The 24,757-nt window shown below is 70.5% G+C and carries 29 protein-coding genes; 11 read left to right on the top strand and 18 right to left on the bottom strand.

Going from position 1 to position 24,757, the window contains the following annotated elements; all coding sequences use genetic code 11:
- Window positions 1-13 precede the first annotated feature (13 nt).
- Entirely contained in the window at window positions 14-1,108 is a 1,095-nt protein-coding gene (locus BLW81_RS02235) for a DUF1214 domain-containing protein (protein WP_083405786.1), read from the bottom strand.
- On the bottom strand, window positions 1,105-1,680 hold the full coding sequence (locus tag BLW81_RS02240) for a TetR/AcrR family transcriptional regulator (RefSeq protein WP_083405787.1): 576 nt from the start codon (window positions 1,678-1,680) through the stop codon (window positions 1,105-1,107). Before BLW81_RS02240 ends, BLW81_RS02235 begins: the two co-directional genes overlap by 4 nt.
- 87 nt (window positions 1,681-1,767) lie before the next feature.
- On the opposite strand from BLW81_RS02240, the gene BLW81_RS02245 reads away from it, so the two are divergent.
- Window positions 1,768-2,949, top strand: a complete 1,182-nt coding sequence (locus BLW81_RS02245; RefSeq protein ID WP_083410269.1) for a sulfotransferase family protein — start codon at window positions 1,768-1,770, stop codon at window positions 2,947-2,949.
- A 4-nt stretch (window positions 2,950-2,953) separates the two neighbouring features.
- On the opposite strand, the gene BLW81_RS02250 is transcribed toward BLW81_RS02245, so the two are convergent.
- Window positions 2,954-3,520, bottom strand: a complete 567-nt coding sequence (locus tag BLW81_RS02250; protein ID WP_083405788.1) for a Clp protease N-terminal domain-containing protein — start codon at window positions 3,518-3,520, stop codon at window positions 2,954-2,956.
- 2 nt (window positions 3,521-3,522) lie between these two features.
- The gene (locus BLW81_RS02255) at window positions 3,523-3,738 is read right to left on the bottom strand and encodes a helix-turn-helix domain-containing protein (protein WP_083405789.1); all 216 of its coding nucleotides are present in this window, start codon (window positions 3,736-3,738) and stop codon (window positions 3,523-3,525) included.
- Window positions 3,739-3,835: 97 nt separating this feature from the next.
- On the opposite strand from BLW81_RS02255, the gene BLW81_RS02260 reads away from it, so the two are divergent.
- From BLW81_RS02260 to BLW81_RS02285, 6 genes are read left to right on the top strand one after another with little or no spacing between them, the layout of a single operon-like run.
- Complete coding sequence (locus BLW81_RS02260) at window positions 3,836-4,834, top strand: AAA family ATPase (RefSeq protein ID WP_083405790.1); 999 nt, start codon at window positions 3,836-3,838, stop codon at window positions 4,832-4,834.
- A 7-nt stretch (window positions 4,835-4,841) separates the two neighbouring features.
- A complete protein-coding gene (locus BLW81_RS02265; protein ID WP_083405791.1) occupies window positions 4,842-5,711 on the top strand; it encodes a DUF58 domain-containing protein in 870 nt (289 codons plus the stop codon).
- A complete protein-coding gene (locus BLW81_RS02270; RefSeq protein WP_083405792.1) occupies window positions 5,701-6,174 on the top strand; it encodes a hypothetical protein in 474 nt (157 codons plus the stop codon). The genes BLW81_RS02265 and BLW81_RS02270 overlap by 11 nt, the downstream gene beginning before the upstream one ends.
- Complete coding sequence (locus BLW81_RS02275) at window positions 6,165-7,169, top strand: hypothetical protein (RefSeq protein ID WP_083405793.1); 1,005 nt, start codon at window positions 6,165-6,167, stop codon at window positions 7,167-7,169. The genes BLW81_RS02270 and BLW81_RS02275 overlap by 10 nt, the downstream gene beginning before the upstream one ends.
- Window positions 7,166-8,107, top strand: a complete 942-nt coding sequence (locus BLW81_RS02280) for a vWA domain-containing protein (protein ID WP_083405794.1) — start codon at window positions 7,166-7,168, stop codon at window positions 8,105-8,107. Before BLW81_RS02275 ends, BLW81_RS02280 begins: the two co-directional genes overlap by 4 nt.
- Complete coding sequence (locus tag BLW81_RS02285; RefSeq protein ID WP_157897546.1) at window positions 8,104-8,817, top strand: hypothetical protein; 714 nt, start codon at window positions 8,104-8,106, stop codon at window positions 8,815-8,817. The genes BLW81_RS02280 and BLW81_RS02285 overlap by 4 nt, the downstream gene beginning before the upstream one ends.
- Here BLW81_RS02285 and BLW81_RS02290 read toward each other — a convergent pair.
- The 3 genes from BLW81_RS02290 to BLW81_RS02300 form a co-directional block, all read right to left on the bottom strand.
- Window positions 8,814-9,158, bottom strand: coding sequence for an ester cyclase (locus tag BLW81_RS02290; protein ID WP_083405795.1), 345 nt, complete (start codon window positions 9,156-9,158; stop codon window positions 8,814-8,816). The genes BLW81_RS02285 and BLW81_RS02290 overlap by 4 nt on opposite strands.
- Window positions 9,159-9,399: 241 nt before the next feature.
- Entirely contained in the window at window positions 9,400-10,443 is a 1,044-nt protein-coding gene (locus BLW81_RS02295) for an aminotransferase class V-fold PLP-dependent enzyme (RefSeq protein WP_083405796.1), read from the bottom strand.
- Window positions 10,440-10,748: a DUF4229 domain-containing protein gene (locus tag BLW81_RS02300; protein ID WP_083405797.1), complete on the bottom strand. Its 309-nt coding sequence runs from the start codon at window positions 10,746-10,748 to the stop codon at window positions 10,440-10,442. Before BLW81_RS02300 ends, BLW81_RS02295 begins: the two co-directional genes overlap by 4 nt.
- Before the next feature lie 50 nt (window positions 10,749-10,798).
- Between BLW81_RS02300 and BLW81_RS29575 the strand changes: the two genes are divergently transcribed.
- A complete protein-coding gene (locus BLW81_RS29575) occupies window positions 10,799-10,960 on the top strand; it encodes a hypothetical protein (RefSeq protein WP_173839567.1) in 162 nt (53 codons plus the stop codon).
- Here the strand turns inward: BLW81_RS29575 and BLW81_RS02305 are convergent.
- The 8 genes from BLW81_RS02305 to hemL all read right to left on the bottom strand — a co-directional run bounded on the left by BLW81_RS02305 (window position 10,957) and on the right by hemL (window position 20,042).
- On the bottom strand, window positions 10,957-12,114 hold the full coding sequence (locus tag BLW81_RS02305; RefSeq protein ID WP_407662371.1) for a MinD/ParA family ATP-binding protein: 1,158 nt from the start codon (window positions 12,112-12,114) through the stop codon (window positions 10,957-10,959). The two genes, BLW81_RS29575 and BLW81_RS02305, sit on opposite strands and share 4 nt — an antisense overlap.
- Window positions 12,115-12,271: 157 nt before the next feature.
- Window positions 12,272-13,657 (bottom strand): hypothetical protein, encoded by a 1,386-nt coding sequence (locus tag BLW81_RS29185; protein WP_157897547.1) that lies wholly within the window; start codon window positions 13,655-13,657, stop codon window positions 12,272-12,274.
- A 474-nt stretch (window positions 13,658-14,131) separates the two neighbouring features.
- A complete protein-coding gene (ccsB, locus tag BLW81_RS02320; protein ID WP_083405800.1) occupies window positions 14,132-15,115 on the bottom strand; it encodes a c-type cytochrome biogenesis protein CcsB in 984 nt (327 codons plus the stop codon).
- A complete protein-coding gene (resB, locus tag BLW81_RS02325; RefSeq protein ID WP_083405801.1) occupies window positions 15,112-16,686 on the bottom strand; it encodes a cytochrome c biogenesis protein ResB in 1,575 nt (524 codons plus the stop codon). The genes ccsB and resB overlap by 4 nt, the downstream gene beginning before the upstream one ends.
- Window positions 16,683-17,516, bottom strand: a complete 834-nt coding sequence (locus tag BLW81_RS02330; protein WP_173839568.1) for a cytochrome c biogenesis CcdA family protein — start codon at window positions 17,514-17,516, stop codon at window positions 16,683-16,685. Before BLW81_RS02330 ends, resB begins: the two co-directional genes overlap by 4 nt.
- Window positions 17,513-18,124 carry a TlpA disulfide reductase family protein gene (locus BLW81_RS02335; protein ID WP_083405802.1) on the bottom strand — a complete coding sequence of 204 codons (612 nt, stop codon included), beginning with the start codon at window positions 18,122-18,124 and terminating at the stop codon, window positions 17,513-17,515. Before BLW81_RS02335 ends, BLW81_RS02330 begins: the two co-directional genes overlap by 4 nt.
- Entirely contained in the window at window positions 18,121-18,729 is a 609-nt protein-coding gene (locus tag BLW81_RS02340; protein WP_083405803.1) for a histidine phosphatase family protein, read from the bottom strand. The genes BLW81_RS02335 and BLW81_RS02340 overlap by 4 nt, the downstream gene beginning before the upstream one ends.
- Window positions 18,726-20,042: a glutamate-1-semialdehyde 2,1-aminomutase gene (hemL, locus tag BLW81_RS02345; RefSeq protein ID WP_083405804.1), complete on the bottom strand. Its 1,317-nt coding sequence runs from the start codon at window positions 20,040-20,042 to the stop codon at window positions 18,726-18,728. The genes BLW81_RS02340 and hemL overlap by 4 nt, the downstream gene beginning before the upstream one ends.
- 77 nt (window positions 20,043-20,119) lie before the next feature.
- Here hemL and BLW81_RS02350 point away from each other — a divergent pair, with 77 nt between their 5' ends.
- Together BLW81_RS02350 and BLW81_RS02355 are read left to right on the top strand one after the other, a co-directional pair.
- Window positions 20,120-20,503: a nitroreductase family deazaflavin-dependent oxidoreductase gene (locus BLW81_RS02350; protein ID WP_083410272.1), complete on the top strand. Its 384-nt coding sequence runs from the start codon at window positions 20,120-20,122 to the stop codon at window positions 20,501-20,503.
- An 88-nt stretch (window positions 20,504-20,591) separates the two neighbouring features.
- A complete protein-coding gene (locus tag BLW81_RS02355) occupies window positions 20,592-20,786 on the top strand; it encodes a hypothetical protein (protein ID WP_083405805.1) in 195 nt (64 codons plus the stop codon).
- A gap of 37 nt (window positions 20,787-20,823) precedes the next feature.
- On the opposite strand, the gene BLW81_RS02360 is transcribed toward BLW81_RS02355, so the two are convergent.
- From BLW81_RS02360 to BLW81_RS29190, 3 genes are read right to left on the bottom strand one after another with little or no spacing between them, the layout of a single operon-like run.
- Window positions 20,824-21,138: a hypothetical protein gene (locus BLW81_RS02360; RefSeq protein WP_083405806.1), complete on the bottom strand. Its 315-nt coding sequence runs from the start codon at window positions 21,136-21,138 to the stop codon at window positions 20,824-20,826.
- 22 nt (window positions 21,139-21,160) lie between these two features.
- A complete protein-coding gene (locus BLW81_RS02365) occupies window positions 21,161-21,658 on the bottom strand; it encodes a lipoprotein LpqH (RefSeq protein WP_083410273.1) in 498 nt (165 codons plus the stop codon).
- Between the two features lie 32 nt (window positions 21,659-21,690).
- Complete coding sequence (locus tag BLW81_RS29190) at window positions 21,691-21,960, bottom strand: hypothetical protein (RefSeq protein ID WP_157897548.1); 270 nt, start codon at window positions 21,958-21,960, stop codon at window positions 21,691-21,693.
- A 139-nt stretch (window positions 21,961-22,099) separates the two neighbouring features.
- Here BLW81_RS29190 and BLW81_RS02370 point away from each other — a divergent pair, with 139 nt between their 5' ends.
- On the top strand, window positions 22,100-24,727 hold the full coding sequence (locus BLW81_RS02370; RefSeq protein WP_083405807.1) for a LuxR C-terminal-related transcriptional regulator: 2,628 nt from the start codon (window positions 22,100-22,102) through the stop codon (window positions 24,725-24,727).
- The last annotated feature ends 30 nt before the right edge of the window (window positions 24,728-24,757 follow it).

The raw sequence follows: 24,757 nt of genomic DNA on the forward strand, positions 1-24,757 counted from the left end.
CACAAATCGCTGACTAGGTGAGGTCCGTCGGGGCGTCGGCGGCCTTCACCAGACGCACCTCGGGCCGCGCGGGCACCGCGTCGGCGAGGAACCACCGGAACGCCAGGTTGCCGCGCGGATAGTCCACCGTGGTGATCGAATTCGGGTGCGCGGTCAGCCCGCGCGAGATCACCGCCGTCACCGAACCGTCGGAGTTGGGCACCGCGCTGTAGCCGTTGATCGAGGTCCTGGCGTCGGTCACGCCGGCCATGAACTGGTTCCACACGACGAGGTTCCAGAACCGGCAGGCCGGGGGCCGATGCGTCACGATGAGCGCCTCGTCGTCCTCGAGCACGAAGCTGCCGTAGGAGTAGCACGCGTCGCGGGCCGACCAGCCGAAGTTCGCGTCCGGCACCTGGTACGGATCGGCGAATTGGTTTGCCACCTGCGAGATTTCGTGGCCCAGCGTGTGCGCGTCGTCGACACGGACCCCGACCGCCAGCGGCACGATCGCGAACATCGTGCGCAGCCACGCCGCACTGGCCCGCAACGCCGCGGCCGTCTCGGCGTCACCGTGGCGGATCGGGTCGGGTTCGTCGAGCGCCTCGATGTGCCAGGACACCGGGCGCCCGGTGTGCGGGTCGGCCTGGTAGTCGCGGGTCACCAGCACGACGCCGCCGTCGGTCGGCCCGTACTCGAACGAGAAGTTTCCCGCTGAGTCGATGTCGAGGTCGTCGTCGCGGATGATCGCCACGATGCGGTCCGACCACGCGCCGGGCGACGGCTCGTTGTAGGCGGTCACCGAGAAGTAGACGCTGTCGCCCTTGTTGCCGCTGATGCGGTAGCGCCGCTTCGGGTCGACCGGGCACATGAAGTAGTAGGCGTCGGTGTTGTCGCCGCCCCAGCGCCGGTCGCGGCGGACCGGGGTGTTGAGCTCGATCCACACCGGCCTGCTCGGTTCGGCGAACAGGTAGGTGTCGAACGCGACGCCGAGCGTGGTGGCGAGCATGCGGTAGCCGTCGGCGATGTGCCGGTCGTCGGTGACCGCACGGTCGCCCTCGAGGAACGTGCGGTCCAGACCGCCCAGGGTGTCGAGCAGCTCGCGCCACGCTTGCGTCGATTCCGTCATGCGCAGATTCCTCTCGTGATGAACTCGGCGGTGCGGTCGACCCAGTCGTCGCCGAGGCCGTCCGCCCGGGTGATGAGCGCCAGGAACGTCATACCGGCCACCGCCTCCACGACCTCGGCCGCGGTGACGCCGTCGCGCACCTCGCCGCGTGCGGTGGCCGCGGCCAGCCGCTCGGTCAGGCCTCGCGACAGCACGTCGGCGAACCGTTCGAGCAGCACGGCGTGCAGCGCCGGGTGGGCGGCCATCTCGGCCACCAGGCCGGGCAGCGCGGCGCGGGCGGCCGGCGTGGTGAGCACGCCCACGGTGCGGCGCACCATCTCGCCGATGTCGCCGGCCAGCGTCCCGGTGTCGGGCAGCGTGGTGGCGGCGCTGACCGGGAACGCGGCCTCGTGCACGACGTGCGCCTTGCTCGGCCAGCGCCGGTAGATCGCGGGTTTGCTCGTGCCCGCGCGCCGGGCGATCGCCTCGACGGTCAGGTCCGCGTAGCCGGTCTCGGCCAGCAGCTCGACCGTCGCGCGCAGCACCGCGGCATCGATGCGCCGGTCGCGGGGTCGCCCGATCTCTGTACTCATTACGAAACTGACAGTAACATAACTGCTGTGACACAAACCACACCCGTCGTTCTCGACGACCTCGCCGAACCGCGCTTCCCCGCCGCGATGGAACCGATCCGCGAGATGATGGCCGCGATGGCGCCGGACTGTCCGCTCGACGCCGCCGTCCTGCACGCCAAGGCCGCCGCCGAAACCGGGCTCGACGACTTCGGCGACGACGACTACCGCGAGCGTCTCGACGTGTATCTGGCTGCGCTGCAGGAGATTCCGATGCTGCACGCCGCGGGCGTCGTCAACTTCCACGCGCAGATCCTGCAGTGGCTGAAGAACCGGCTGCTACTGACCGACCTGCTGACCCGCCATCCCGAGATCCACGACATCGAACTGGCGCCGCCGGTGGTGATCGCCGGCCTGCCCCGCACCGGCACCACCCACCTGCACAATCTGCTGGCCGCGGGGCCGACCTTCCGCACCATCCCCTACTGGGAGAGCAACGAGCCGTTTCCGCTGCCGTCGGAGGCCGGCGTCGAACCCGACCCGCGCCGCACCCGGATGGACGCCGCGGTGGAGTTCATGAACGCGGTGATGCCGCACTTCGCGCTGATGCACGAGATGACGACCGACCACGTGCACGAGGAGATCCAGCTGCTGGCCAACGACTTCTCGTCGATGCTGTTCGAGACGATGGCCCACGTGCCGCGGTGGCGCGACTACTACCTGTCGCACGACCAGACCTCGCACTACCGGCATCTGGCCACCCAACTCAAGGCGCTGCAGTTCCTGCGCGGCGGCCGGCGCTGGCTGCTCAAGTCACCGCAGCACCTCGAGCAGCTGCCGGTGCTCGACAACGTTTTTCCCGGCGTCGTCGTGATCGCCACCCACCGCGATCCGGTGCCGGTGGTGCTGTCGATGCTGGCGATGCTCACCTACAGCGCCCGGATGCACTGCTCGCCGGTGCCCGTCGAGCAGATCGCGGCATGCTGGGTCGACCGGCTGGAGCTGATGCTCGCCGCGTTGATCCGCGACCGTGAGGTCATCCCGCCACAGCGGTCGCTCGACGTCCGGTTCGACGATTTCATGGCCGACGAAATCGGCACCGCCGCAGCTATTTACGAGCTGGCCGGCGAGACGCTGGAAAGCCAGGCCCGCGACGCGATCGCCGAGTACCTGGCCGGCCACCAGCGCGGCCGACTGGGCCGGGTGGCGACGTCGGCGGAGATGTTCGGCCTCGACCCGCACGACCTGCAGGCCCGCTTCGCGCCGTACGCCGAACGGTTCCTTGCCTGACGGGTCAGGCCGCCGCGTCGAGCGAGCCGATGATCTCGGTGCGCAGACGTCCCGTGTCGACGTGTTCGGTGATCAGTCCGACGGCGACGGGGTCGCCGCCGCGCAGGATGCCGAGCACGAGGTGTTCGCAGAGGATCGTGGAATCCTTGTGCGCCACCGCTTCTCGCAGCGCGAGTTCGAGCGCCTTCTTCGACGCCTTGGTGAACGGGATGTGCCCGTACCGGCGCCTGCGCCGACCGGACTTGTTCAGCGCGTTGTCCCACGCGTCCCGACCGAAAGCCTCGGCCATCTTCGCGCGGATGGCGTACAGGTCGATTCCGATGCGGCGCAGGGCTTCTGCGTCGTCGTCGAACTGGGCGTCCTCGGAGTCGTCGGCCGATTCGAGGCGGCCGCGGACGGCGTCCACGGTCAAACCGTGTGCGCCGAGCAGGGCGGCAAGGCCGCGGCCGGCGCTCTGCAGGACGCCGACCAGGAGGTGCTCCGGCCGGATCTCTTCGGCCCCGAGTTCGCGGGCCTCCTCTTGGGCCAGCACGACGGTGACGCGGGCGCTGCGGCCGAACCGTTCGAACATCGTCACTTCCTCCGGTTGTACTTCTTGTGCACGGCCTGTCTGCTGACGCCCAGCGCGGCCGCGATGTCCTGCCAACTCCAGCCCTGTTCGCGTGCGTTGGTGACGTGGATCGCCTCCAGTCGCTCCTGCAACCGCTGCAGCGCCCGTATCGCACGCAACCCTTCCGCCGGATCCGTGCTGGTGGCGCCACCGAGCAGCGCGTCGAGGTCGTCACCCACGGCGTCAACTTTAGTTGACAGCAGCCGGAGGTGACAAGCGTGTGCGCATACCCTGTCCCGGGTATCCGCATCCGTCAGCCGCAGACGAGAGGCATTCATGACCGCAGCACGGACACTCGACCAGTGCGATCTCGCGGAGGCGCAGCGCGTCGTCGCCGCGATCTCCGACGCGTTCTCGGCCAAGGTCGTCGGGCAGGAGAACCTGCGCGAGTCGCTGCTGATCGGGCTGCTGGCCGGCGGCCACATCCTCATCGAGAGCGTGCCGGGGCTGGCCAAGACCACCGCGGCGCGGGTCGTCGCCGAGTCGATCGACGGCGGGTTCCGCCGCATCCAGTGCACGCCGGACCTGCTGCCCAGCGACATCATCGGCACCCAGGTCTACGAGGCCGCCACCAACTCGTTCGTCACCCAGCTGGGCCCCGTGCACACCAACATCGTGCTGCTCGACGAGATCAACCGCTCGAGCGCCAAGACCCAGAGCGCGATGCTCGAGGCGATGGAGGAGCGTCAGACCACGATCGCGGGCACCGAGTATCCGATCCCCGAGCCGTTCCTGGTCATCGCGACGCAGAACCCGGTCGACCAGGAGGGCACCTATCCGCTGTCGGAGGCCCAGACCGACCGCTTCATGCTCAAGGACGTCGTGCACTACCCCTCCGCCGAACAGGAGGTGGAGGTGATGGCGCGGATGGACGCCGGGCTCTACGACAAGGACCACCGCAGCCGGCCGGTCGCGGGCCTCGACGACGTGCGCCGGTTGCAGGCGGTCGTCCGTCACGTTCACATGGACCGCGCGCTGATGCACTACGCGAGCCAGCTGGTGAGCGTCACCCGCGAACCCGAGCAGTACCTGCCGCGGCATCTGGCCCGGCTGATCGAATACGGCGCCAGCCCGCGGGCCACCATCGCGTTCTGCAACGCGGCGCGCGCGCTGGCGCTGCTGTCCGGGCGCGGCCACGTCATCCCCGGTGACGTCGCGCGGCTCGCGCACCGGGTGCTGCGGCACCGCCTCATCCTCGGCTTCGAGGCGGCCAGCGCGAACATCACCCCGGAAGCCGTCATCGACGCCGTTCTGCAAGCGGTCCGAGTTCCGTAGCGCGACCATGGGTAAGCACCTCACCACGGCGCGAACGTATTTCGGCACCGACACCCGCGGCATGCTGGAAGGCGGCCGGTACGCGCTGCTGCACAGCCGCAGCCTGGAGTTCGACGATCTGCGGCCGTACGTGCCCGGCGACGACGTCCGCGACATCGACTGGAAGGCGTCGGCGCGCTCGGGCCACGTGCTGATCAAACGCTACGTCTCCGAGAAACACCACAAGGTGCTGCTGGTGGCCGACGCGGGCCGCAAGATGGCCGCGGCGACGCCGACCGGTGAGCGCAAAAGCGATGTCGCCGTGAACATCCTGGGGGCGGTCGGGCTGATCACTTTGGGCCGCGCCGATCAGATCGGCATGGTGTTCGGCGACACCCGTGGCTGCCTCAACATCCGCCAGCGCCGCGGCGAGACCCACATCGAGAGCATGCTGCACCGCTACTACGGGCACGCCGCCGCGCGGTCCGGGCCCAGTGACATCGTCTGCCAGTTGGATTACGTGGCAACGCATTACCGCCATCCGATGCTGATCGTCGTGGTCTCCGACGAGCCCGACGTCGACGATCGCCTGGCCGAGGCGGTCGCCCGGCTGACAGCCCGCCACGATGTGCTGTGGGCGATGGTCACCGACATGCCCGCCGTGGGCATGGGCGACGACCGCGCCGGCTTCGACGTCTCCACCGGCCGGTACGTCCTCGACGGCGCGACGCTGGGCGCGCGGGTGGTGGCCGCCTATCGGCGCGCCGAGCAGGACCGGATCCGGCGGCTCGCCGACTTCATGACCGCCAACGCGGTGCCGCACACCAGGATCGACGGCAGCAGCGAGATCCGGGCCCGCCTCGTCGAACTCACCGGGGTGTTCGCCCGTGCCGGATGACCTGCTGCGGTTCGTCGGCGGCCCTTCGCCGTACTGGACCGGATGGCTGTGGTTGGGGCTGGCGCTGCTGCTGATGGTGATCGTTTGGTACGCAGTCGTTCTGGTGTGGACACTACCGGCGGACCGGCTGCGGCGCCTGCCCGCGGTGCGGGTGCTGCACGCACGCCTGCTGCGGCGCCGCTTCGCGTCGGCGGTGCGGAGCATCGTCGCCCGGCACCGCGACGGCGACCTCAGCACCGCGCAGGCAGGTGCGGCGATGAGCCGGACCCTGCGCAGCTTCCTGCACCAGGCGACCGGCGCGCGCACGCAGTACATGCATCTCGACGCGATCGGCGCCGGCGCCCTGGCGCCCGCCGCGCCGGTGCTGGCGGCGCTCGACGACGCCCAGTTCAACCAGGCGTCGCCGGTGCGCGTCGGTGAGGTCGGGGCCGACACCGAGGAGCTGATCCGGACATGGCCCTGACGTGGTGGCCGGTTGCGGTCGTCGGGTTCGTCTGTCTCGCAACAGCTGTGGCGATGGCGCTGCTGTTGCCGACCGAACAGACCGAACGCCGGCTGCGGCCGCTGGCCAACTCCGCCCGGCTGACGCGACTGCCGGAGTACGCGCGGATCGCCCGGGCCAGGACCGTGTCGATGCTCGTGACGATCGCGCTGCTGGTGCTGTTGTTCGCGGCAGCGACGGTCGCCAGCGCCCGTCCCAGCGGGGTGTGGTGGTCGATGCAGCCGCCCGACGTCGGCGATGACATCATGCTGTGCGTCGGCGCCCCGGTCACCGACCCGGCCACCGGCGAGTTCCTCACCTACTTCGCCGCCCAGGCGAGAACGTATGGCACGCAACGGATCGGGTTGACCTCCACCAACCGCCGGGTAATCCCGCTGACGCGGGACTACCAGTACGCCGTCGAACGGCTCGGCGACGCCGCACGCGTCGCGACCCTCCCCGACGACGAGACGTTGTCGCCGGCGCAGCGCTCGGCCAAGCGCGCGACCGTCGCGGCGTTCACGGCGCCGGTGACCTACGCGGACTACGCGCCGACCGCGGCCGACGCACTCGCGTTGTGCCTGACCGGGTTTCCGGCCGACGACGCGCCGGGCGACCGTCGCCGGTCCCTGATCTACCTGGGCCCCGGCGACCTTCGCGCACCGGATGACCCGCGACCGTCGCTGTTCACCGACGACCAGGTCACCGAGCTGGCCCGCGAGCGCGGCGTCCAGGTCAACGCGCTGGTGTCGTCGCCCGGCGCGATCAGGACCGTCGTCGAGGAGACCTACGGGCGGTATGCCCCGATCGGTGCCGACCTCGCCACGCAGTTGGACGGGATCCGCGCCCACCCGCCGGAGGCCGACCGGACGGCCACGGTGGCCGGGTACCGCGGCGACGTCCCGACCATCCCGCTGGCCGTGGGTGTCGCGGTGGCCGCGCTGCTGTGTCTGTCGTTGGTGGTGTTACGGCGATGACGTTCTCCCCCGTGATACCGCCCGCCGTGCTGATCGCGGTCGCCGTCCTCGCGGTCGTGCTGCGGCTCATCACCATGCGCCAGCTCGCCGGCCGCGCCGGTCAGCGCTGGACGACCGTGTGGCGGTGGTCCGGGCTGACGCTGGCAGTGGTGCTGATGCTGATCGCCGCCGCCCGTCCCGCGATCGGCGGCGACGGCCCCGACGCCACCGCCGCGGGCACCACCGGTGCCCCCGACGACGTGCCCAACGTCTTCCTGATCGTCGACCGGTCGGCGGACACCGCGGTTCCCGACTACGACGGCCGACCCCGCATCGCCGGGATCCGCGACGACGTCACCGCTCTCGTCGACCACTACCCCGGCGCCCGGTTCGCGTTGATCACGTTCGCCTCGCGGCCATCCCTGGAATGGCCACTGTCCGAGGACGCCTGGAGCCTGGGGTCGACCGTCGCCGGGGTGACGGCCCTCGCCGGCGAGGACGCCGTCGGCGTGAACGCGGCGGCCGCGTCGAACGTGCTGCGCTACCAACTCATCGCGGCCGGCCAGCGGACGCCGGGGGCACCGAACCTGGTGTTCTACTTCGGCCCCGGCGCGCCCGGATCGCAGGCGCCGCAGGGCGAGTTCGAGCCGACGGCCGGTTCGGTCGACGGCGGCGCGGTGTTCGGCTACGGCGCCGCACGCGACGACGCGGGGCTGCAACGCATCGCCGACCAGCTCGGTGTGCCGTACGTGCCCCGCGACCCTGCGCAGCCCGTCGCCGACGCCGCGCCGGAGGTCGCGGGGGTGGCCGCGGGCCCCGCGCCACTCGAGCGCCCCGACCACACAGACCTGTACTGGGTGTTCACGCTGGCGGCCGCGGTGCTGCTGCTCTTCGAGATCTTCCTCAACCTGCGCGAGTACCGGGCCGCCAGGACCGCCCGACGGGAGGTGACACTGTGAGGGCGCGGCCTCGCCGGCTGCGGCTGCGGCGACGTCTCATCCTCGCGTCGGCGTTGCCGGCCGTCGTCGCCGTCGTCCTCGCCGTCAAGCTGATATCCGTTGTGGTAGCGGGCAATTCAGCCGTCTCGAACTTCGCCGCCGGTGACACGGACGGGCTGAGCGGTGACGTGTCGACGCTGAGCCTGCTCAACATCGTCGAACCGGCGAAGGCCCCGTTCGCCGCGGGCACCCTGGCGGTGCTGCAGAACCGGCTCGCCGACGCCGACCGCCACTTCGCCGAGGCGCTGGATCGCACGCCGCCCGACCAGTCTTGCCCGCTGCTGGTCAACCTCGAGCTGGTGCGCGAGCGGCAGGGCGACGTCGACGCCTGGGAGAACCGGCCCGACGCCGCCCGCGAGACCTACCTGCGGGCGCTGGACCTGGTGGCGTCCGCACCGACCGGCTGCTTCGAGGGCAACGCCGACCCAGATGCCGAGCGCCGCGCGGTCCGCGCCGACGCGGCGCCCCGGCTGTCGGCGAAACTGGCCGGGCTCACTGCGCTGCCACCTCCGCCACCGCCGCCCGCTGCCGCGCCCGTACCGCCGCCTGCTGCCGCACCGCCTCCCCCGCCGGAACCGGACTCACCGCAGGACGCGCTGCTGCTCGACCCGGGCGCCGGCGACCCGCTCGACAAGTTGCAGCAGATGCTGCGCGACGCGGCCGCCGGTTAACCCGCCGCGGTACTGGTCCAGTACTCGGCGATGCGGCCGTCGGCGATCCGCAGGATGTCGTTGCCGGTGAACCTCTTCGGGCCGTCCTTGGCCGCCCCGGTGCCGATCCACCGCGCCGCGAGGAGGTCGCCGTCGACGAACGGTTCCACCTCGATGACGAACTTCAGGTCGGCCAGCATGCGTTGCGTCTCCCCCACGACCGCCTCCAGCTCCGACGGCCCGCGCACCTCCCGTCCCGGCCAGTGCCCCACGAAGTCGTCGGTCACCAATTCGGCGGCGACGGGCTCGCCCGCCCACAACTCGTTCAACCACCGGCCATAGAGGTTTTTCGGAGAGGTCATGACCGTTACTTACCCGGCGAAATGCACAGATGCAATCCGCTGTGCGAACGGGACGACGCCAAAAGGACACGTTGCGGTTGCTGATTTTGCGGACGCTCCCGGGGACCGTGCCACCACGCGCTCGTCAAGATCGGTTCACCGAAATTGCGCGGATGGCATCCGGATTAGCTGACTTTTTGGTGCACTATCCGCACAACGATGTGCGGTACGCACAGCATTTCGCGGTGCGGCCGGTGAACAATTACCGAAGGGCGGCCAGCAGTAAATCGAGGTCGTCCTCGTTGTTGTAGAGGTGAAATCCGACCCGAACGGCACCCGCCCGCACCGCGGCCCGGATGCCCGCCCGCGCCAGTCGGTCGGCGGCGCCGTCGACCGGCAGCGACACGATCGCCGATTCCTGCGCCGGCAGCTCCAGCGCGGCGCGCAACCGGTCGGCCAGGCCGACGGTGTGCCGCTCGACGGCCGCCCGGTCCAGCGATGCGAGCCACGGCAGCGTCAATCCCGCGCCCAGCACGCTGAACCAGCTTGGCGAGAGGTCGAACCGCCGCGCGTCGTCGGCCAACCGCAACGGCAACCCGTAGATCGACTGCCAGGGTTCGGTGCCCGCGTACCAGTTGGCGGCATGCGGCGTCATCAAGTCACTGATCCTCGGGCGCAACGACATCCACGCGGTGCCGCGCGGCGCCAGCAGCCACTTGTAGACGGCCGCCACGGTGACGTCGGCCCAACTCAGGTCGAGGTTCTTCCAGCCCAGCGCCTGCGTGACGTCGACGATCGTGAGGGTGTCGGCGCCGTCGAGGGATCGGCGCAGCGCCTCGACGTCGAGCACCGCGCCGGTGGCGGACTGGACGAGGCTCACCGCGACGACGTCGAAATCGGCCGCGGCGTCGATCAGTTCGTCGGCGGGCAGTTCGGTGACCGTGACACCGCGGCCGGCCTGCGCCGCGAAGGGGAAGGTGGTGCTGGTGAACTCACCGGGCAGCACGACGACGCGGCTGCCGTCGGGGATGGCGGCCGCGACCAGACCCAGCAGCCCCGACACCGTCGCTCCCATCGTCACCGAATCGGCGGGCACCCCGGCGAGCGCGGCGTAGCCGGTGCGGGCCGCGCGCGTCGACTCGTCGAACGACGGGACGTCCATGGTGCCGGCCTGCCACCGGGCGATGCAGTCGTGCAGTGCCTCGACGACGAACCGCGGAGGCAATCCGTACGTGGGGCTGTTGAGGAAGCCGGCCGCTCCGGCGAAGTGGGCGCCGAACGCTTCCCGCGCGGCGGCGTCCGTCACGGCGTCGGGGGTTCCTCGCCGCGCAGCCGCGCCTGCAGTTGTTCGCGGTCGCGGCGCCGACGTTCGTCGACCGCAGCAATGCTGGCCGTCGCCCGGCGGCGCAGCGGTGCGAGCAGCCAGATGCCCAACGGCAGCGCGAGCACGAACGCGAAGAGCAGCGCGACGATGAGCGGAAACTCGCGCAGTCCGATCAGATGTCCGACGCCGAGGATGACGCCCGTCAGCACCGCGACCAGCAGCAGCCGGGCTGCCACGTAGAGCGCCACATCGAGTACGAGCCGAGTTCCTGGCCGAGCATCAGACACGAACCGAGCGTACCGACGGCGCGTATATTCGAGGCAAGGAGGTTTTTTCGGTGGCGTATCTGCTCCTGATTCTCGTGCTGGCTGCGTTGATCTATCTCGGCTGGCGAATGACACGAGATTCTTCGAGCCGTCAGCGGACCCGCGTGATCGGGCCCGACGACGACCCTGAATTCCTGCGCCGGCTCGGCCAGGAAGACAATCCGCGGCCCTAGGCAGGGCGGCGCGCGCCGACGAACCCCGCGGCGACCACGGCGGAGAGCTCGAGCAGCGCGCTGCGGGTCTCCGGTTTGAGACTGTCGAGGCTGATCTCGGCGCCCTCTTCGAGGTGCGGATCGAACGGCACCTGCAGCACCGCTCTGCAACGCCGGTTGAAATGGTCGACGACCTTCTTCATGTCGACCTTGCCCGACCGCGGCCGCACCGCGTTGATCACCGCCACCGAGTTGCGCACCATCTCCTGGTGGCCGTGGGCGTCGAGCCAGTCCAGCGTCGCCGACGCGCTGCGGGCCCCGTCGACCGACCCGGAACTGACGACCACCAGCGCGTCGGCCTTGGACAGCACGGCCGCCATCGCCGAATGCATCAGGCCGGTGCCGCAATCGGTGAGCACCAGGCTGTAGAACCGTTCGAGGACGTCCAGGGTGCGGATGTAGTCGTCGGAGCTGAACGCCTCCGACACCGCGGGGTCGCTCTCGGAGGCCAGCACCTCGAGGCGGCTCGGCCCCTGTGAGGTGTAGGCGCGCACATCGCTGTAGGCCTGGATACCTTCGGCGTCGCGCAGCAGGTGGCGCACGGTCGCCGGGGTTTCCAGCGGCACCTTCTGGCTGAGCGTCCCGCGGTCGGGGTTGGCGTCGACGGCGATCACCCGGTCACCCCGGACCGAGGCGAGGGTGGCACCCAGCGTCGCGGTGATCGTGGTCTTGCCGACGCCGCCCTTCAGCGACAGCACCGCGATCCGGTAGCAACCCCGCAGCGGCCGTTGCACCTGCGCGGTGAGGGTGCGACGGCGAACGGTCTTCGGGCCCTCCCCGAGGTTGATCAGCTTGGCCGACCCGTAGTACAGCCAGCGGCGCCAGCCCTCCGACGGCGCGCGTTTGCGCTCGCCGAGCAACGCGACCGTGGACAGGTCCAGATACGGCGGCGGGTCCTCGTAGCCCGGGTCGCCGTAGACCTGCGGCCCGTAGACGGGCGGCGCGTAGACCGGCGGTTCGTACACGGGCGGTTCGACGGGTGCGACGTCGACCGGTGGCACCGGTATCCCGTTGGGCGGTGTCGGCGCCGTCCATTCTGGCGGCGGCTCGGCGGACGGATCGCTGAAACGACTCTGCGCGCGGAATCCACCTGGCGCATAAGCGTTTTCAGGAATCACCGACGGAGAAGCCACATCTTTCGAGAGGCGGTGCGCCGGTTGGTCGGACACGCTGGAGTTCTCCCGTGGCTTCGCTTGGCTGTCGGATAGAGCTTAGCGAAGCCGACCGGTGAAGGCCGGATGCGCGCCGACCGGTGAGTTGCCTCGACGGGGTCTACGTGCCTCCGCCACCGCCGCCGGAGTCGTTGCCGCCGGTATCCCCGCCGCCGTCACCACCGGTGTCCGCGCCACCGGGACCGCTGCCCGCGCCGGGGCCGTCACCTTCGCCGCCGGTGCTGCCGCCGGTCGCCCCACCGGTCGGGCTGAAGTTGTTCGGCGAACCCGATTGTGCGGTCTGCGTGCTGGGCGTGTCGTAGGTGCTCGGATCCATGATGTCGCCGCCGCCCTCACCGCCGTCGCCACCGACACCACCGTCACCGCCGGTGCCGCCGGTGCCGGGGGTCACGCCCGTGCCGCCGGGGCCACCGCCGCCTCCGACGCCACCTTCACCGCCGAGACCGCCGTCGCCGCCGTCGTCGGGGATCGCCCCGCCCGGGCCGCCCTGACCGCCGTCACCGCCGTCGCCCGCGGGGCCGCCGGTTCCACCGTTGCCGCCGGTGCCGGTCGGGACGTCCGCGCCCGCACCGCCCGGGCCGCCGTTACCGCCCGCACCGCCGTTGCCGCCGTTGCCGCCGACGCCCAGCCAGATGCCGGCACGCCCGCCGATGCCGCCGTTTCCGCCGTCGCCGCCGGGCCCGCCGGTGCCACCTTGGCCGTTCGGTTGCCCCGCGCCAGGGGTGCCCGGTGCGCCCGCGCCGCCTGCGCCGCCGTTGCCGCCGACACCGCCGTTGCCCGCGAACCAGCCTGCGTTGCCGCCGTTTCCGCCGTTGCCGCCATCGGCGCCGGTAGCACCGGCCCCGCCGGCGCCGCCCGCGCCGCCCGAGCCGAGGATCCAGCCACCATGACCGCCGTTGCCGCCGGCCTGGCCGGGCGCACCCGCGCCGCCCTTACCGCCGAAGCCGAACAGCAGACCGCCGCTCTGGCCGTCCTCACCGATGCCGCCGTCGCGGCCGTTGCAGACCAGTCCGCAGCGGTTCTGCACCTGAAGCCCGCTGAGGATGATGTCGAGCGTGACCGCGGTCTCGCCCTCGAAGAAGCCGTCCGAGCCGCCGAGGAACGGCGCCGTCGTCGCGTACACCGTCGGCGTCGCCATGAACGAGTTCCGCACCAGTCCCTGATCGGCGCCGCGCGCGGCATTCGGATCGGGTGTGCCGTCCTCACCGACGACGCCGAGCACCGTCCATGGGGCGAGCGCGCCGTCACCGGCGGCCGTGGGTGTTGCGGTCGGGACGACGGTCTGCGGGCTCAGCGCGGCGGCCTTCGTTCCGGCGATCGACATGCCGGTCGTCACGTACGGCCGCGACGACACCGGCCTGACCGGGGACCATGAATCGTCGTCGACGCGTTGTTCCCCGGGTCCGATCGCCGTGAACAGGGCGGGGGCACCCACCCCCATCGCGATCGCCAACGCGCCGATGCGTCCGACGTACCTACCGTGCACCCTCAGCTACCCCTCTTGTCCATCGGGCGTACCCCTCGCAAGCGACCCCAGGCACCGCAGCGCTTTGCCACCAGCACGGTGGCGCGTCCGCTGCGAGCGCTGTGCCTCCCCTGTCGACAGTTGCCGGAGCCGCTTTTCACGCCCTGTTTCGGCAGTATCACAGCTAATCTTCTTGAAAGCTAGAGTATTCGCCGAACTGGTTGCGGTGTTTCCTCGCGAGCTAATGCTCCAGCGTCGATCAAAACGCGACACACCTGCACTTCGCCGTCAAAATTAACGCGGCCGTGTGAATCAGCAATCGCTACGGGCGGGAGTCCATGTGCCGTGCAAGCGACGGATTTATCGCCGCAATCTTGTCCTAGCAACTACTGCTGGACTGATTGCGCAGGCAACAACTTTCCGCGGGTCAGCGTCGTTACGGCCGCCGGATGCCGACCGAGGGGCCGATGGTATTCGTCTTTGCCGGACGGGCGGTCAGCCGACCCCGGCGTAGGAGTGCAGGCCCACGGTGACCAGGTTGATGAAGAACAGGTTGAACACCATCGCGGCGAACCCGACGACGTTGATCCAGGCCGCCTTCTTGTCGCGCCAGCCCGCGGTCGACCGCGCGTGCAGGTAGGCCGCGTACACCACCCACGCGATGAACGACACGGTCTCCTTGGGGTCCCAGCCCCAGTAGCGGCCCCAGGCCTCCTCGGCCCAGATCGCGCCGAAGATGACGCCGAACCCGAACACCGGGAACGCGAAGATCGTGGTGCGGTAGGCGATGCGATCGAGCGTCTGCGCGCCGGGCAGCCGGGCGATGACACGGCTCAGCGGGCTGTCCGCGCTGCGCTGCGGATCGCCGAAGCGCGACATCTTCAGCAGGAACAGGATGCTGGCCACGCCGGCGACCAGGAACACCCCGGAGCCGAGGCTGACCACCGACACGTGAATCGGCAGCCAGTAGGACTGCAGCGCGGGCATGACCGGCGCGGCGTGGCTGTAGAGCCAGCGCCCGGACACGGTCAGCAGGATGAGCACCGGAACCAGGACGAAGACCCACAGCGCCCGGTACTGAGGCCGACGCAGCACCACCGCGGCCGCGAGCAGACCGCAGAGGCTGGTCAGGTTGATGAACTCGTACATGTTGCCCCACGGCACCCGTGAGGTGGACAGCCCGCGCAGCACGATGCAGGCCAGCAGCAGCAGGATGCCGAGGTAGGTCAGCGCCAGTCCGGCGCCGCCGATCCGTTCGTCGACCGGCCGCTTGGGTGCGTCGACGACGCGACCGGGTCCGGCGGCGTCCATGCGTTGCGATCCGGCGGCGACCAGTTCGCGGTGCTCGGCCTTGCGGCCGCGGTTGTAGGCCAGCTCGATCGCGAGCAGCAGCAGCGCGCCGACGAGCACCAGCACCGACGAGGTGAACGCCCAGTCGGAGTAGCGGGCCAGCCCGATGTCGATCGCCTGCGTGTTCATCTAACCTTCTCTCCTGCGGACTGCGCCGACGTCGCATCGGGCAGGAGGCGCTGCGTCAGCCGCTCGAACTCGTCGCCCCAGCCGGAGTTGTCGGTGCGGGCCAGCCCGCCCAGCTCGACGGTTACGGTACCGGGACCTGCGGGCGAGATCCGAATCCAGACCCGGCGCCGGCGCACCACCAGCGACACCAGCAGACCGGCCATCATCGTCAGCGCGAACACCAGCACCCAGATCTGCGCGGGATCGTGCGAGACCTGCACGTTGATGAACGGCACCGCCCCGTCGAACCGCACCACCGTGCCGTCGTCGAGGCGCGTCGACTCACCCTGGCCGAGGTTCACCCGCGCCTTCTTGGCCAGCCGGCCCTGCTCGATCAGCCGCGGGTCGAGGGTGAACAGGGACTGCGGGCGGCCGGTGTCCAGCCCGGTGTCGCCCTTGTAGATGTCGACGGCGACGCCGGGGTCGTTGAGCGCGGGGAAGCTCGACGACAGCAGGGTGCCGTGCAGGAGCTGGGTCGGGGCGAACAGTCCCTGGATCGCGAGCTGGTTCTCGCGGCGGTCGTCGGGATCGGGATAAGTGCCGCCGGGCGGGTCGAAGCGCATGACGCCCGACGACAGGAACGTGACCTGGTCCTCGGGCCGCCACTGCACGGTCTGGGTGCGGGTCTGCCCGTCGGGATAGATCACGGTGAACGTGGGCGCGTAGCCGTGGCCCTGCAGGTAGATCCGGTCGCCGCCGACCCGCAGCGGGTGGTTGACCTTGAGGTGGTACGGGCGCCAGGTGCCCGTGTCGAGGTCGTCGCCGGCCTGGTATTCGATGTCGGCGGCGAACGAGGTGGCCTGACCGTTCGGCAGATAGTCGGCTTGGAAGTCGTTGACGCGCAGGCACATCGGGTGCAGGGAGGTGCCGTCGACGGTGTTGCCGGCGCGGAACGAGTCGAACGCGGCCGGTGATGCCGAGCAGAAGCCGGGTCCGCCGTCGGCGATCACGATGACCTGGCCTTCGTAGCCGAACAGTTTGCCCGCCGCGACCGCGACCAGCAGACCGAGCAGCGAGAAGTGGAACACGATGTTGCCGAACTCGCGCAGATAGCCCTTCTCCGCCGAGATCTCGGTGGTCTCACCCTCCCGGCGGGTGACGGTGCGCCAGCCGCGCAGCCGCTCGGTCATCGTGGTGGCCAGGGCCTGCGGTTCGGCGTCGAGTTCGGTGATGTGGTGCTTGGGCAGCCGGCTCAGGTTGCGCGGCGCGGCGACGGGAGTGGCCCGCATGCTGCGGAAGTGCTCGATCAGCCGCGGGGTCAGGCAGCCGACCAGCGAGACGAACAGCAGCGCATAGATCGCGGTGAACCAGAAGCTGGAGAACACGTCGAACGCCTGCAGCCGGTCCAGCCACGGCCCGATGGTCGGGTGCGCGGCGATGTACTCGCTGACCTTGGATTCGTTGAGGCTGCGCTGCGGCAACAGCGCGCCGGGGATCGCGCCGAGCGCCAGCAGGAACAGCAGCACCAGCGCAGTGCCCATCGACGTCAGCGTCCGCCAGGTGTTGCGGATCAGCGCGACCACCTTGCTCATATCGGCAGGGTCACATCGCTGACGAACGCGTCGCGCACCCAGGAGACGAAGTCGCTCCACAACCCGGTCACCAGCGCGGCGCCGACGAGGATCAGCAGGACGCCGCCGACGATCTGGATGGTCCGGGTGTGCCTGCGCAGCCAGGCCAGCCCCTGCACCGCGCGCGCCGAGCCGAACGCCAACAACACGAACGGGATTCCCAGGCCCAGGCAGTAGGCGATCACCAGCGCGACCCCACGCGCGACGTTGGAGCCGTCGGTCGCCGACGCGACCGCGATCACGCCGGTCAGGGTGGGCCCCAGACACGGTGTCCAGCCGAGCGCGAACACCGCACCCAAAAGCGGCGCCCCGCCGAGCGTCGAGACCTGCCGCGGGGTGAACCGTGCCTCGCGCTGCAGCGCCGGGATGAAGCCGACGAACACCAGGCCCATGACGATCGTCACCACACCGCCGATGCGTTGCAGCAGAAGCTGATTGGTGATCAGCGAGGTGGTCATGCCGAGTACCGCCACGGTGCCCAGCACGAACACCACGGTGAACCCGGCGACGAACAGCGCCGCGGCCCCGGCGACTCGGAGCCGGGTGGTTCTCGCCGAGACCGACGTTTTGGCGGATTCTGGCCGCGATTTTCCGCCAATACGTCGGTCTCGGCTCACCAAAGCGGGGTTGTCGTCCACCCCGACGACCGCGGCGAGGTAGCTCAGATAGCCCGGCACCAGCGGCACCACGCACGGCGACGCGAATGAGACGAGCCCGGCGAGCGCGGCGACCAGGAACGCCAGCAGCACCGGGCCGCCGGCCATCAACTGGTCGATCTGGTCGAGGTTCACGTCGCGGGCTCCGGTTCGGCCGCGAGGCGTTCCACCACGGGCTGCAGATCCTCGGCGAGCAGTTCGCGCAGGAACACCGCGGCGACGCGGTGCTCCCGATCGAGCACGATCGTCGACGGGATGACCGTCGTCGGGTAGCGGCCGCCGAACGCGATCATCGTGCGCATCGGCGGGTCGTAGATCGAGGGGAACGTGATCCTGCGGTCGACGAGGAAATCCCGCGGGGCGTCGATGTTGTTGTCGCGCACATCGATTCCGAGGAAGGCGACGCCGCGGGACTTGGTGGCGTCGTACACCTGCTGCAGCTGGGTGATCTCGGTGCGGCACGGTCCGCACCACTGCCCCCACACGTTGACGACGACCACCTTGCCTGCAAAGTCATCGAGCGAGAGGGTCTTGTCCTCGTTCATCAGGTCAGGCCCGCGCAGCGGCCCCGGCTTGCCCCGGTCCTGCGGCGGGTCGTAGAAGATGTCGGTCTGCCCGCCGGGGGCCACGAATTCGAAGGTGCCGCCCTGAGCGACGGCGTCGTCGCCGGTGGAACATCCGGCCAGCGCAGGCCCGCTCCACGCGACGACCGTCGCGCAGGCCAGCACGAGCCACCGCCTCACTGCCCGGCCAGCTCCGCGTAGCCCCAGCCGACGTAGGTGTCCCCATGGAAGTAGAACGACGTCACCGACGCCAGATTGCACAGCCGCCGCGTCGGGAAGTGGTGCAGCGGCTGGCCGGTCATGGCGCGGCGCAGGGTCTCCACCGGCAGCTGGTGGCTGACGCACACCGCTTCGTGTCCGGCGGCTTTGGCCCTGGCGCGGTGCACCGCACCGGTCATCCGCTCGGCGATCTCGGAGTACGGCTCACCCCACGACGGCGTGCGCGGATTGCGCAGATGCCACCAGTTGCGGGGGTCGCGCAGCGCACCGTCGCCCGGCGAAACCCGCTGTCCCTGAAAGATGTTCAGTGATTCGATGAGCTCGTCGTCGGTGTCGACCGACAGGCCGAGGCCGGCGGCGATCGGCGCCGCGGTCTCCTGCGCCCGCTCCAGCGGCGAGGCGACGACGTAGACGATGTCGCGCGAGATCAGCCAGTCGGCAACCGCCTGCGCCTGCGCGCGGCCACGCTCGGACAGGTGATAGTCCGGCAGCCGGCCGTAGAGGATCTTGTCGGGGTTGTGCACCTCGCCGTGCCGCATCACGTGCACGATGGTGTGATCCGTCATGCCGGTGCGACCGCCTCCGCGGCGGCGCGCGCCGCACCGGGCAACGCGTCGGCGATCCGCTCGAACGCCGCATCGTCGAGAGCCGTTGAGACGAACCAGGTCTCGAACGCGCTGGGCGGCGGGTACACGCCCGCGGCGAGCAGCGCGTGGAAGAACGGCGGGAACCGCCACGTCTCGGTGGCCCGCGCCGCGGCGAAGTCGTGCACGGGCTCGTCGGTGAAGAACACGCTGAGCATGTTGCCTGCGCGTTGCACCTGGTGCGCCACACCGGCGTCGGTCAGCGCCGAGCCGAACAGGCCGGCCAGCCGGTCGGCGTTGGCGTCGAGCGTGGCGTATGCGGCGTCGTCGGCCGCGCGCAGCGTCGCCAGCCCCGCCGCCATCGCGACCGGGTTCCCCGACAGCGTGCCCGCCTGATACACCGGCCCGAGCGGGGCCAGCCGCTCCATCACCTCGGCCCGGCCGCCGAACGCGGCGGCGGGCAGGCCTCCGCTCATCACCTTGCCGAACGTGAACAGGTCGGCCTCGACAGGATCGACGCCGTACCAGCCGGACCTGCTCACCCGGAAGCCGGTCATCACCTCGTCGACGATCAGCAGCGCGCCGTGGTCGGCGGTGATGCGGCGCAGGTCGGCGTTGAATCCGGGCAGCGGCGGGACGGTGCCCATGTTGCCCGGCGACGCCTCGGTGATCACGCAGGCGATCTCGTCGCCGAAGCGGGCGAAGATCTCCTCGACCGCGGCGACGTTGTTGTACGGCAGCACGATGGTGTCCGCGGCGGCGGCGCCGGTCACTCCGGGCGAGGACGGCAACCCGAGCGTGGCGACCCCCGACCCGGCGTCGGCCAGCAGCGCGTCGCTGTGGCCGTGGTAGCAGCCGGAGAACTTGACGATCTTGGCGCGGCCGGTGAAGCCGCGGGCCAGCCGGATCGCGCTCATGGTGGCCTCGGTACCGGAGTTCACCAGGCGCAACCGCTCGACGGGGCGCACCCGGTCGATGATCTCGGCGGCCAGTTCGGTCTCCGACGGGGTGGGCGCGCCGAAGGACAGGCCGTCGGCCGCGGTCTTCTGCACGGCCGCGACCACGTCGGGGTGCGCGTGGCCGAGGATCATCGGCCCCCAGGAGCACACCAGGTCGACGTAGCGGTTGCCGTCGGCGTCGGTCAGCCAGTAGCCGCTGGCCGACGTGATGAACCGCGGGGTACCGCCGACCGAGGTGAACGCCCGCACCGGCGAGTTCACCCCACCGGGGATGACGGCCGACGCGTCGGCGAACAGCCGCGCCGAGACCTCGGTCGGAATGTCGTCGGAACGCATGGCCACCAGTGTCCCAGCTGGGCCGAAGCCGTCAACTACAGGGTGTAGTGGTAGGGGGATCGGCGATGATGTCGGGCATGCAGCTTCCGCAGTGGCTGGCCCGGTTCAACCGCCACGTCACCAACCCGATACAGCGGATGTGGGCGGGCTGGGCGCCGACGATGGGCGTCCTCGAGCACACCGGCCGCAGATCGGGCAGGCGCTACCGCACCCCGCTGACGGTCTTCCCCACCCGCGACGGGTTCGCCGTGTTGCTGACCTACGGGCCCGACCGCGACTGGCTCAAGAACATCAGCGCCGACGGCGGCGGCCGCATCACGCGGTACGGCAGGACCTTCTCGGTGCGCGATCCGCGGGTGGTACCCAAAGCGCAGGCTGCGTCGCTGCTCACCGGTTGGATGCGGCCGCTGTTCGCGCTGCTGCCGTTCGACCAGGCCGTGCTCCTCACGCGGATGGACTGAGGTCTGCCGGGAGGCGCCGGCGAACGCCGCCGAAGTGAGGTAGCCAAATACCCCACGCAGCCCGCCGGCGACGCGGCAACGTTGTGTCATGGCCAGCGAGACGCGCCGATCGGAAATCCTGCAGCGACTGCCGGTTCCGTACGCGACCGCGTTGCGGTTGCGTGACGCGGGGACGGCCGACGAGATCATCGCCGAGCGGGTGGGCATCGAGCTGGACGCACTGCCGACGTTCATGAAAGTGGCCGAGGCCAAGCTCGCCGCGGCCGTCGCCCAGATGACGTGACGTCTTCTGGGCGACGGCGGATGCGTGAGAGGACCGGTCAGCACGGTCCCGGGATGAACAGATACCAGCACTGACCCGGCGGAAGCGGCGGCGTGATACCCGGCGGCGGTGGCGGAGCGGGCGGATTCGGCCCGTCCCAGATGTTTTGGGCGACGTTGCCCTGCCCGTGATACACGTAGTAGTACGAGTGGCAGATGTTGTTGTCCCACACCACCGGGTTCACCCGGATGTTGCCGGTGGCCACCGGCGGGTCGCCGGGACACCAGGTGTACGGACCGCCCGGCGGGGTCTGGGCGCCGGCCGAACCGGCACCAACCACCAGACCCACACCGAATACGGCCGAAATCAGCACTGCCGAACAGACTTTCATCGCGCTATCCCGCACACGAGACTTTGATCTCGAACGGTTTGCTGACCGGCTGCATCGGGTTGGCCATGTCCACACCGCTCGCCGTTCCGGAGATCGTGTAGGTGTCGCCGTCCTTGTGGACCTTCGCTTCACCCTGACCGGCACCCTGCTGGTATCCGAGCGTGACGCCGTTGACGTTGCCCAGCGCGACCGACTGCACGGTGGGCGAGTCACCCGTGCCGAGCACCGCGGCGATCCCCGTTGCCGCTTCGCCGATCACGATGTTCATGTTGCCGCCCATGGCAGTGCAGACCACCGTCCCGGACACGCTCTGGTCCTGGCCGTCGATGGTGACCTTGGTGGCGGCATCGCTGGCTGCCGGTGTGGCGACCGCTGTTTCGGACCGAGCGGTGTCGTCGGCGCCGGCGGTCGGGCTGGTGGATTTGTCGTCCGACGAGCAGCCCGCCAGTCCGGCGATGACGAGCGCCGCGGCGCCCACTGCGGTCGAAAGTGTCCGAATCATCATTGTTTCCCTTCTCGAGTGGTCGATCACGCTCAGCACGGCAGCGGTGTGCCGGTGAACAAGTCAGTGCCGCAACGGGGGTCCCGGATGCCCGAGCCGATCGGCGGAGGCGGCGGAAGTGCCGCAGCCGGTGCGGCTCCAGGAGGCGGCGGCGGTGCGGGTGCGGGCTCGACGTAACCGGGCGAGCCGCCCGCGACCGCTGTTGTGCCCGCGTCGAGACCCGGGACCAGGAAAGGCGTCATGCTGAGGGCCGCGACCGCGCAGGCGGAAACGGACCGTCGGACGAACTGTGCGTTGATCATGCCCGGAAACGTAACCAGCTGCGGTGACGGCGGCTGGGGTAAGGCGCTACCCCACTTTCGGGACCTACGGGTACCTCAGCGGTCCTGAAGTTGTGTTCGGTAGACCGCGAGCGGCACCGTCGGCGGATACCATTCGACGATGATCCGCCAGTGGCCTCTGGTCGGGCGTTCCGAGGAACTTCAGGTGATCGCCGAAGCGACGCGGGCGCAGGGAGACCATGCCCGCGGGATCGTCCTGTCCGGGTCGGCGGGCGTGGGCAAGACCCGGCTCGCGCGGGAGGCCGTCGAGGCGTGTGCGGCGCGAATGTCGCGGCGGCACTGGATCATCGGTACGGCGTCGGCACGCAGCGTCCCGCTGGGCGCGTTCGCCGGCGTTGCCAGCGACTTCGGTCCGGACCCGCTGCGCCGGGTCCGTGAGGTCATCGACGGGTTGATCGGTGGCGCCCGCCGCGGCGAGGTCGTCGTCGGGATCGACGATGCGCACCTGCTCGACGACCTCTCGGCGTTCACCGTCCACCAGTTGGTGACTCGACGCCTGGCGACGGTAATCCTGACGATCCGCTCGGGCGAGACCCCGCCGGACGCGATCACCGCCATCTGGAAGGACCTGCGCCTGCAACGGCTTGAGCTGCAACCACTTTCGCTGACGGAGACCGCCCGGCTGCTCGAGCACGTACTCGACGGTCCGGTGCACTCGTTCAGCGCCCAGCGGCTCTGGCAGTACACCCAGGGCAACGCGCTGTATCTGCGTCATCTGCTCGACAGCGAGCTCGACACCGGACGCCTGGCGCGGCGGTCGGGAATGTGGTTGTGGGAGGGCCGCGGTGAGCTGTCGCCCACGCTCGCGGAGTTGGTCGAGGCGCGCATCGCGCAGGCCGCGCCCGCGGTGCGCGACGTGCTCGACGCACTCGCCGTGGCCGAACCGTTGGACAGTGATGTGCTTGCGGCGGTGTCGGATCCCGACGCGCTGGCCGAAGCCGAAGCACTGGGCCTGGTCACCGTCGACGGCACCGTGCGGCCGCCGTCGGTGCGGGTGGCGCACCCGATGCTCGGCGAGGTCCGCCGCACCGGTTCGCTGCGGATGCGCAGGCTGCGCGGCCGCATCGCCGGTGAACTGGCCAAGAAGAGCGAAACCGATCCGCGGCATCTGGTGCGCCGGGCGGTGCTGACCGTCGACTCCGACCTGCCGCCGGACCCCGCGCTGCTCAACGCCGCCACGTGGGCCGCGATGCAGCTGCTCGATCTGCGGTTGGCCGAGACCCTCGCCGAGCGGGCGGTGCGGGTCGGCAGCGGCATCGAGGCCAAGATGACCCACGTCATGGCGTTGAGCTGGCAGGAACGCGGTCACGAGGCCGAGCGTGTCCTCGCCGAACTCGCCGATCAGACGGTTGGGCCGCTGCGCGCCCAGATCGCCCTGCTACGCGCGCTGAACTTCGCGGTGATCCTCAACCAGACCACCAGGGCGCAGGCCGAACTCGACGCGCACGTGCCCGCCGACGACGAGGCGGCGCGGCCGGTCACGTCCGCGCTGCGCGCGTTGATCGACGTCGTGCGCGGGCACGCGCAGGCCGCCGTCGACCGCGCCACCGCCAACCTCGCCGCCGATTCCGACAACGCGCTGGCCCAGATGCTGTCGATCTTCGCTCTGGTCAACGGGCTGGGCGAGCTGGGCCGCGTCGGTGAGGTCGGGGCGGCGGCCGAACGCGGCTACCGGCTGGCGGACCGCTCGGCCGAGGTCTCGCATCTGCGGGTGCCGCTGGCATTCCTGCACGCCTACGCCTATCGCCCGGCCGGCGCCCTGGCCGAATCGGATGCCGCGATCGCTCGCATCCGGCTCGACACCGTCGACGTGCCGTTCGAAGGCTCGTGGCACGTCGCCGAATCGTGGCACGCGTTCGTGGCCGGGCTGGCGATGGTCAACCATGGCGGACTGGCAGAGGCGCAGCGGCTGTGCCGGGAGTCGCTCGCCGACGCAGGCAGCGACCACAGCGGCCGGATGCGCAAGAGATTCGCCCGGTTGTGGCTGGCCACCGTCGACGCGATGGCCGGTGAAGCCGCCGATGCGCGCCGCGAGTTCACCCCGATCGAGCAGTCCGATTCCGATCCCGATGCGCGGGGATGGCACTCCGAGCGAGCCGTCGCCGAGGCGTGGGTGTGCGCGGCCGAGGGCGCGTTGACTCAGGCGATCGCGCTGGTCCGCGGAGCCGCGGCCGGTGACCGTGTGCTGGGCCGGCCGGCGTGGGAGGTGCTGCTGCTGCAGACGGCGACGCAGTTCGGCGACCACACCGCCGCCGACCGGCTGGCCGAACTGGCGACCGAGGTCGAGGGCCCGCGGGCGCCGGTCGCGGCCGCCCACGCCGCGGCGCTCGCCGCCGAGGACGGTGACGCGCTGCTCGACGCGTCCCGTCGGTACGAGGCGTTCGGCGACCGGATCGCGGCCGCTGACGCCGCCGCCCAGGCCGTCACGGTGTACCGGGACGCCGGGCTGCGCGGGGCCGCGATGACCGCGTCGGCCGTCGCCGAGCGGCTGGCGGCCGAGTGCGGCGGCGCGCTGACCCCGGCGTTGTCGGTGGTGTCGCGGCCGCAGCCGTTCACCGCGCGTCAGCGTGAGATCATCTCGCTTGCCGCACAGGGGCTTTCGAACAAGGAGATCGCCGAACGGCTCACCATGTCGATCCGCTCGATCGAGGGCCACCTCTTTCGCGCGTCGCAACGCGTCGGCGCCAACAGCCGTGAGCAACTGATCGCGATCCTGCAGGGCGGCTGACTTTTTGCCGAGGAAAACGCCCCGCAGGTT

The organism is Mycolicibacterium rutilum, assembly GCF_900108565.1.
Lineage (GTDB): Bacteria > Actinomycetota > Actinomycetes > Mycobacteriales > Mycobacteriaceae > Mycobacterium > Mycobacterium rutilum.

What these genes read in the sequence shown, in the direction of transcription:
- BLW81_RS02235 (WP_083405786.1), bottom strand. Translation starts at nt 1,108, where the DNA reads ATGACGGAATCGACGCAAGCGTGGCGCGAGCTGCTCGACACCCTGGGC.
- BLW81_RS02240 (WP_083405787.1), bottom strand. Translation starts at nt 1,680, where the DNA reads ATGAGTACAGAGATCGGGCGACCCCGCGACCGGCGCATCGATGCCGCG.
- BLW81_RS02245 (WP_083410269.1), top strand. Translation starts at nt 1,768, where the DNA reads ATGGAACCGATCCGCGAGATGATGGCCGCGATGGCGCCGGACTGTCCG.
- BLW81_RS02250 (WP_083405788.1), bottom strand. Translation starts at nt 3,520, where the DNA reads ATGTTCGAACGGTTCGGCCGCAGCGCCCGCGTCACCGTCGTGCTGGCC.
- BLW81_RS02260 (WP_083405790.1), top strand. Translation starts at nt 3,836, where the DNA reads ATGACCGCAGCACGGACACTCGACCAGTGCGATCTCGCGGAGGCGCAG.
- BLW81_RS02265 (WP_083405791.1), top strand. Translation starts at nt 4,842, where the DNA reads ATGGGTAAGCACCTCACCACGGCGCGAACGTATTTCGGCACCGACACC.
- BLW81_RS02275 (WP_083405793.1), top strand. Translation starts at nt 6,165, where the DNA reads ATGGCCCTGACGTGGTGGCCGGTTGCGGTCGTCGGGTTCGTCTGTCTC.
- BLW81_RS02280 (WP_083405794.1), top strand. Translation starts at nt 7,166, where the DNA reads ATGACGTTCTCCCCCGTGATACCGCCCGCCGTGCTGATCGCGGTCGCC.
- BLW81_RS02290 (WP_083405795.1), bottom strand. Translation starts at nt 9,158, where the DNA reads ATGACCTCTCCGAAAAACCTCTATGGCCGGTGGTTGAACGAGTTGTGG.
- ccsB (WP_083405800.1), bottom strand. Translation starts at nt 15,115, where the DNA reads ATGAACACGCAGGCGATCGACATCGGGCTGGCCCGCTACTCCGACTGG.
- resB (WP_083405801.1), bottom strand. Translation starts at nt 16,686, where the DNA reads ATGAGCAAGGTGGTCGCGCTGATCCGCAACACCTGGCGGACGCTGACG.
- BLW81_RS02340 (WP_083405803.1), bottom strand. Translation starts at nt 18,729, where the DNA reads ATGACGGATCACACCATCGTGCACGTGATGCGGCACGGCGAGGTGCAC.
- hemL (WP_083405804.1), bottom strand. Translation starts at nt 20,042, where the DNA reads ATGCGTTCCGACGACATTCCGACCGAGGTCTCGGCGCGGCTGTTCGCC.
- BLW81_RS02350 (WP_083410272.1), top strand. Translation starts at nt 20,120, where the DNA reads ATGCAGCTTCCGCAGTGGCTGGCCCGGTTCAACCGCCACGTCACCAAC.
- BLW81_RS02355 (WP_083405805.1), top strand. Translation starts at nt 20,592, where the DNA reads ATGGCCAGCGAGACGCGCCGATCGGAAATCCTGCAGCGACTGCCGGTT.
- BLW81_RS02365 (WP_083410273.1), bottom strand. Translation starts at nt 21,658, where the DNA reads ATGATTCGGACACTTTCGACCGCAGTGGGCGCCGCGGCGCTCGTCATC.
- BLW81_RS29190 (WP_157897548.1), bottom strand. Translation starts at nt 21,960, where the DNA reads ATGATCAACGCACAGTTCGTCCGACGGTCCGTTTCCGCCTGCGCGGTC.
- BLW81_RS02370 (WP_083405807.1), top strand. Translation starts at nt 22,100, where the DNA reads ATGATCCGCCAGTGGCCTCTGGTCGGGCGTTCCGAGGAACTTCAGGTG.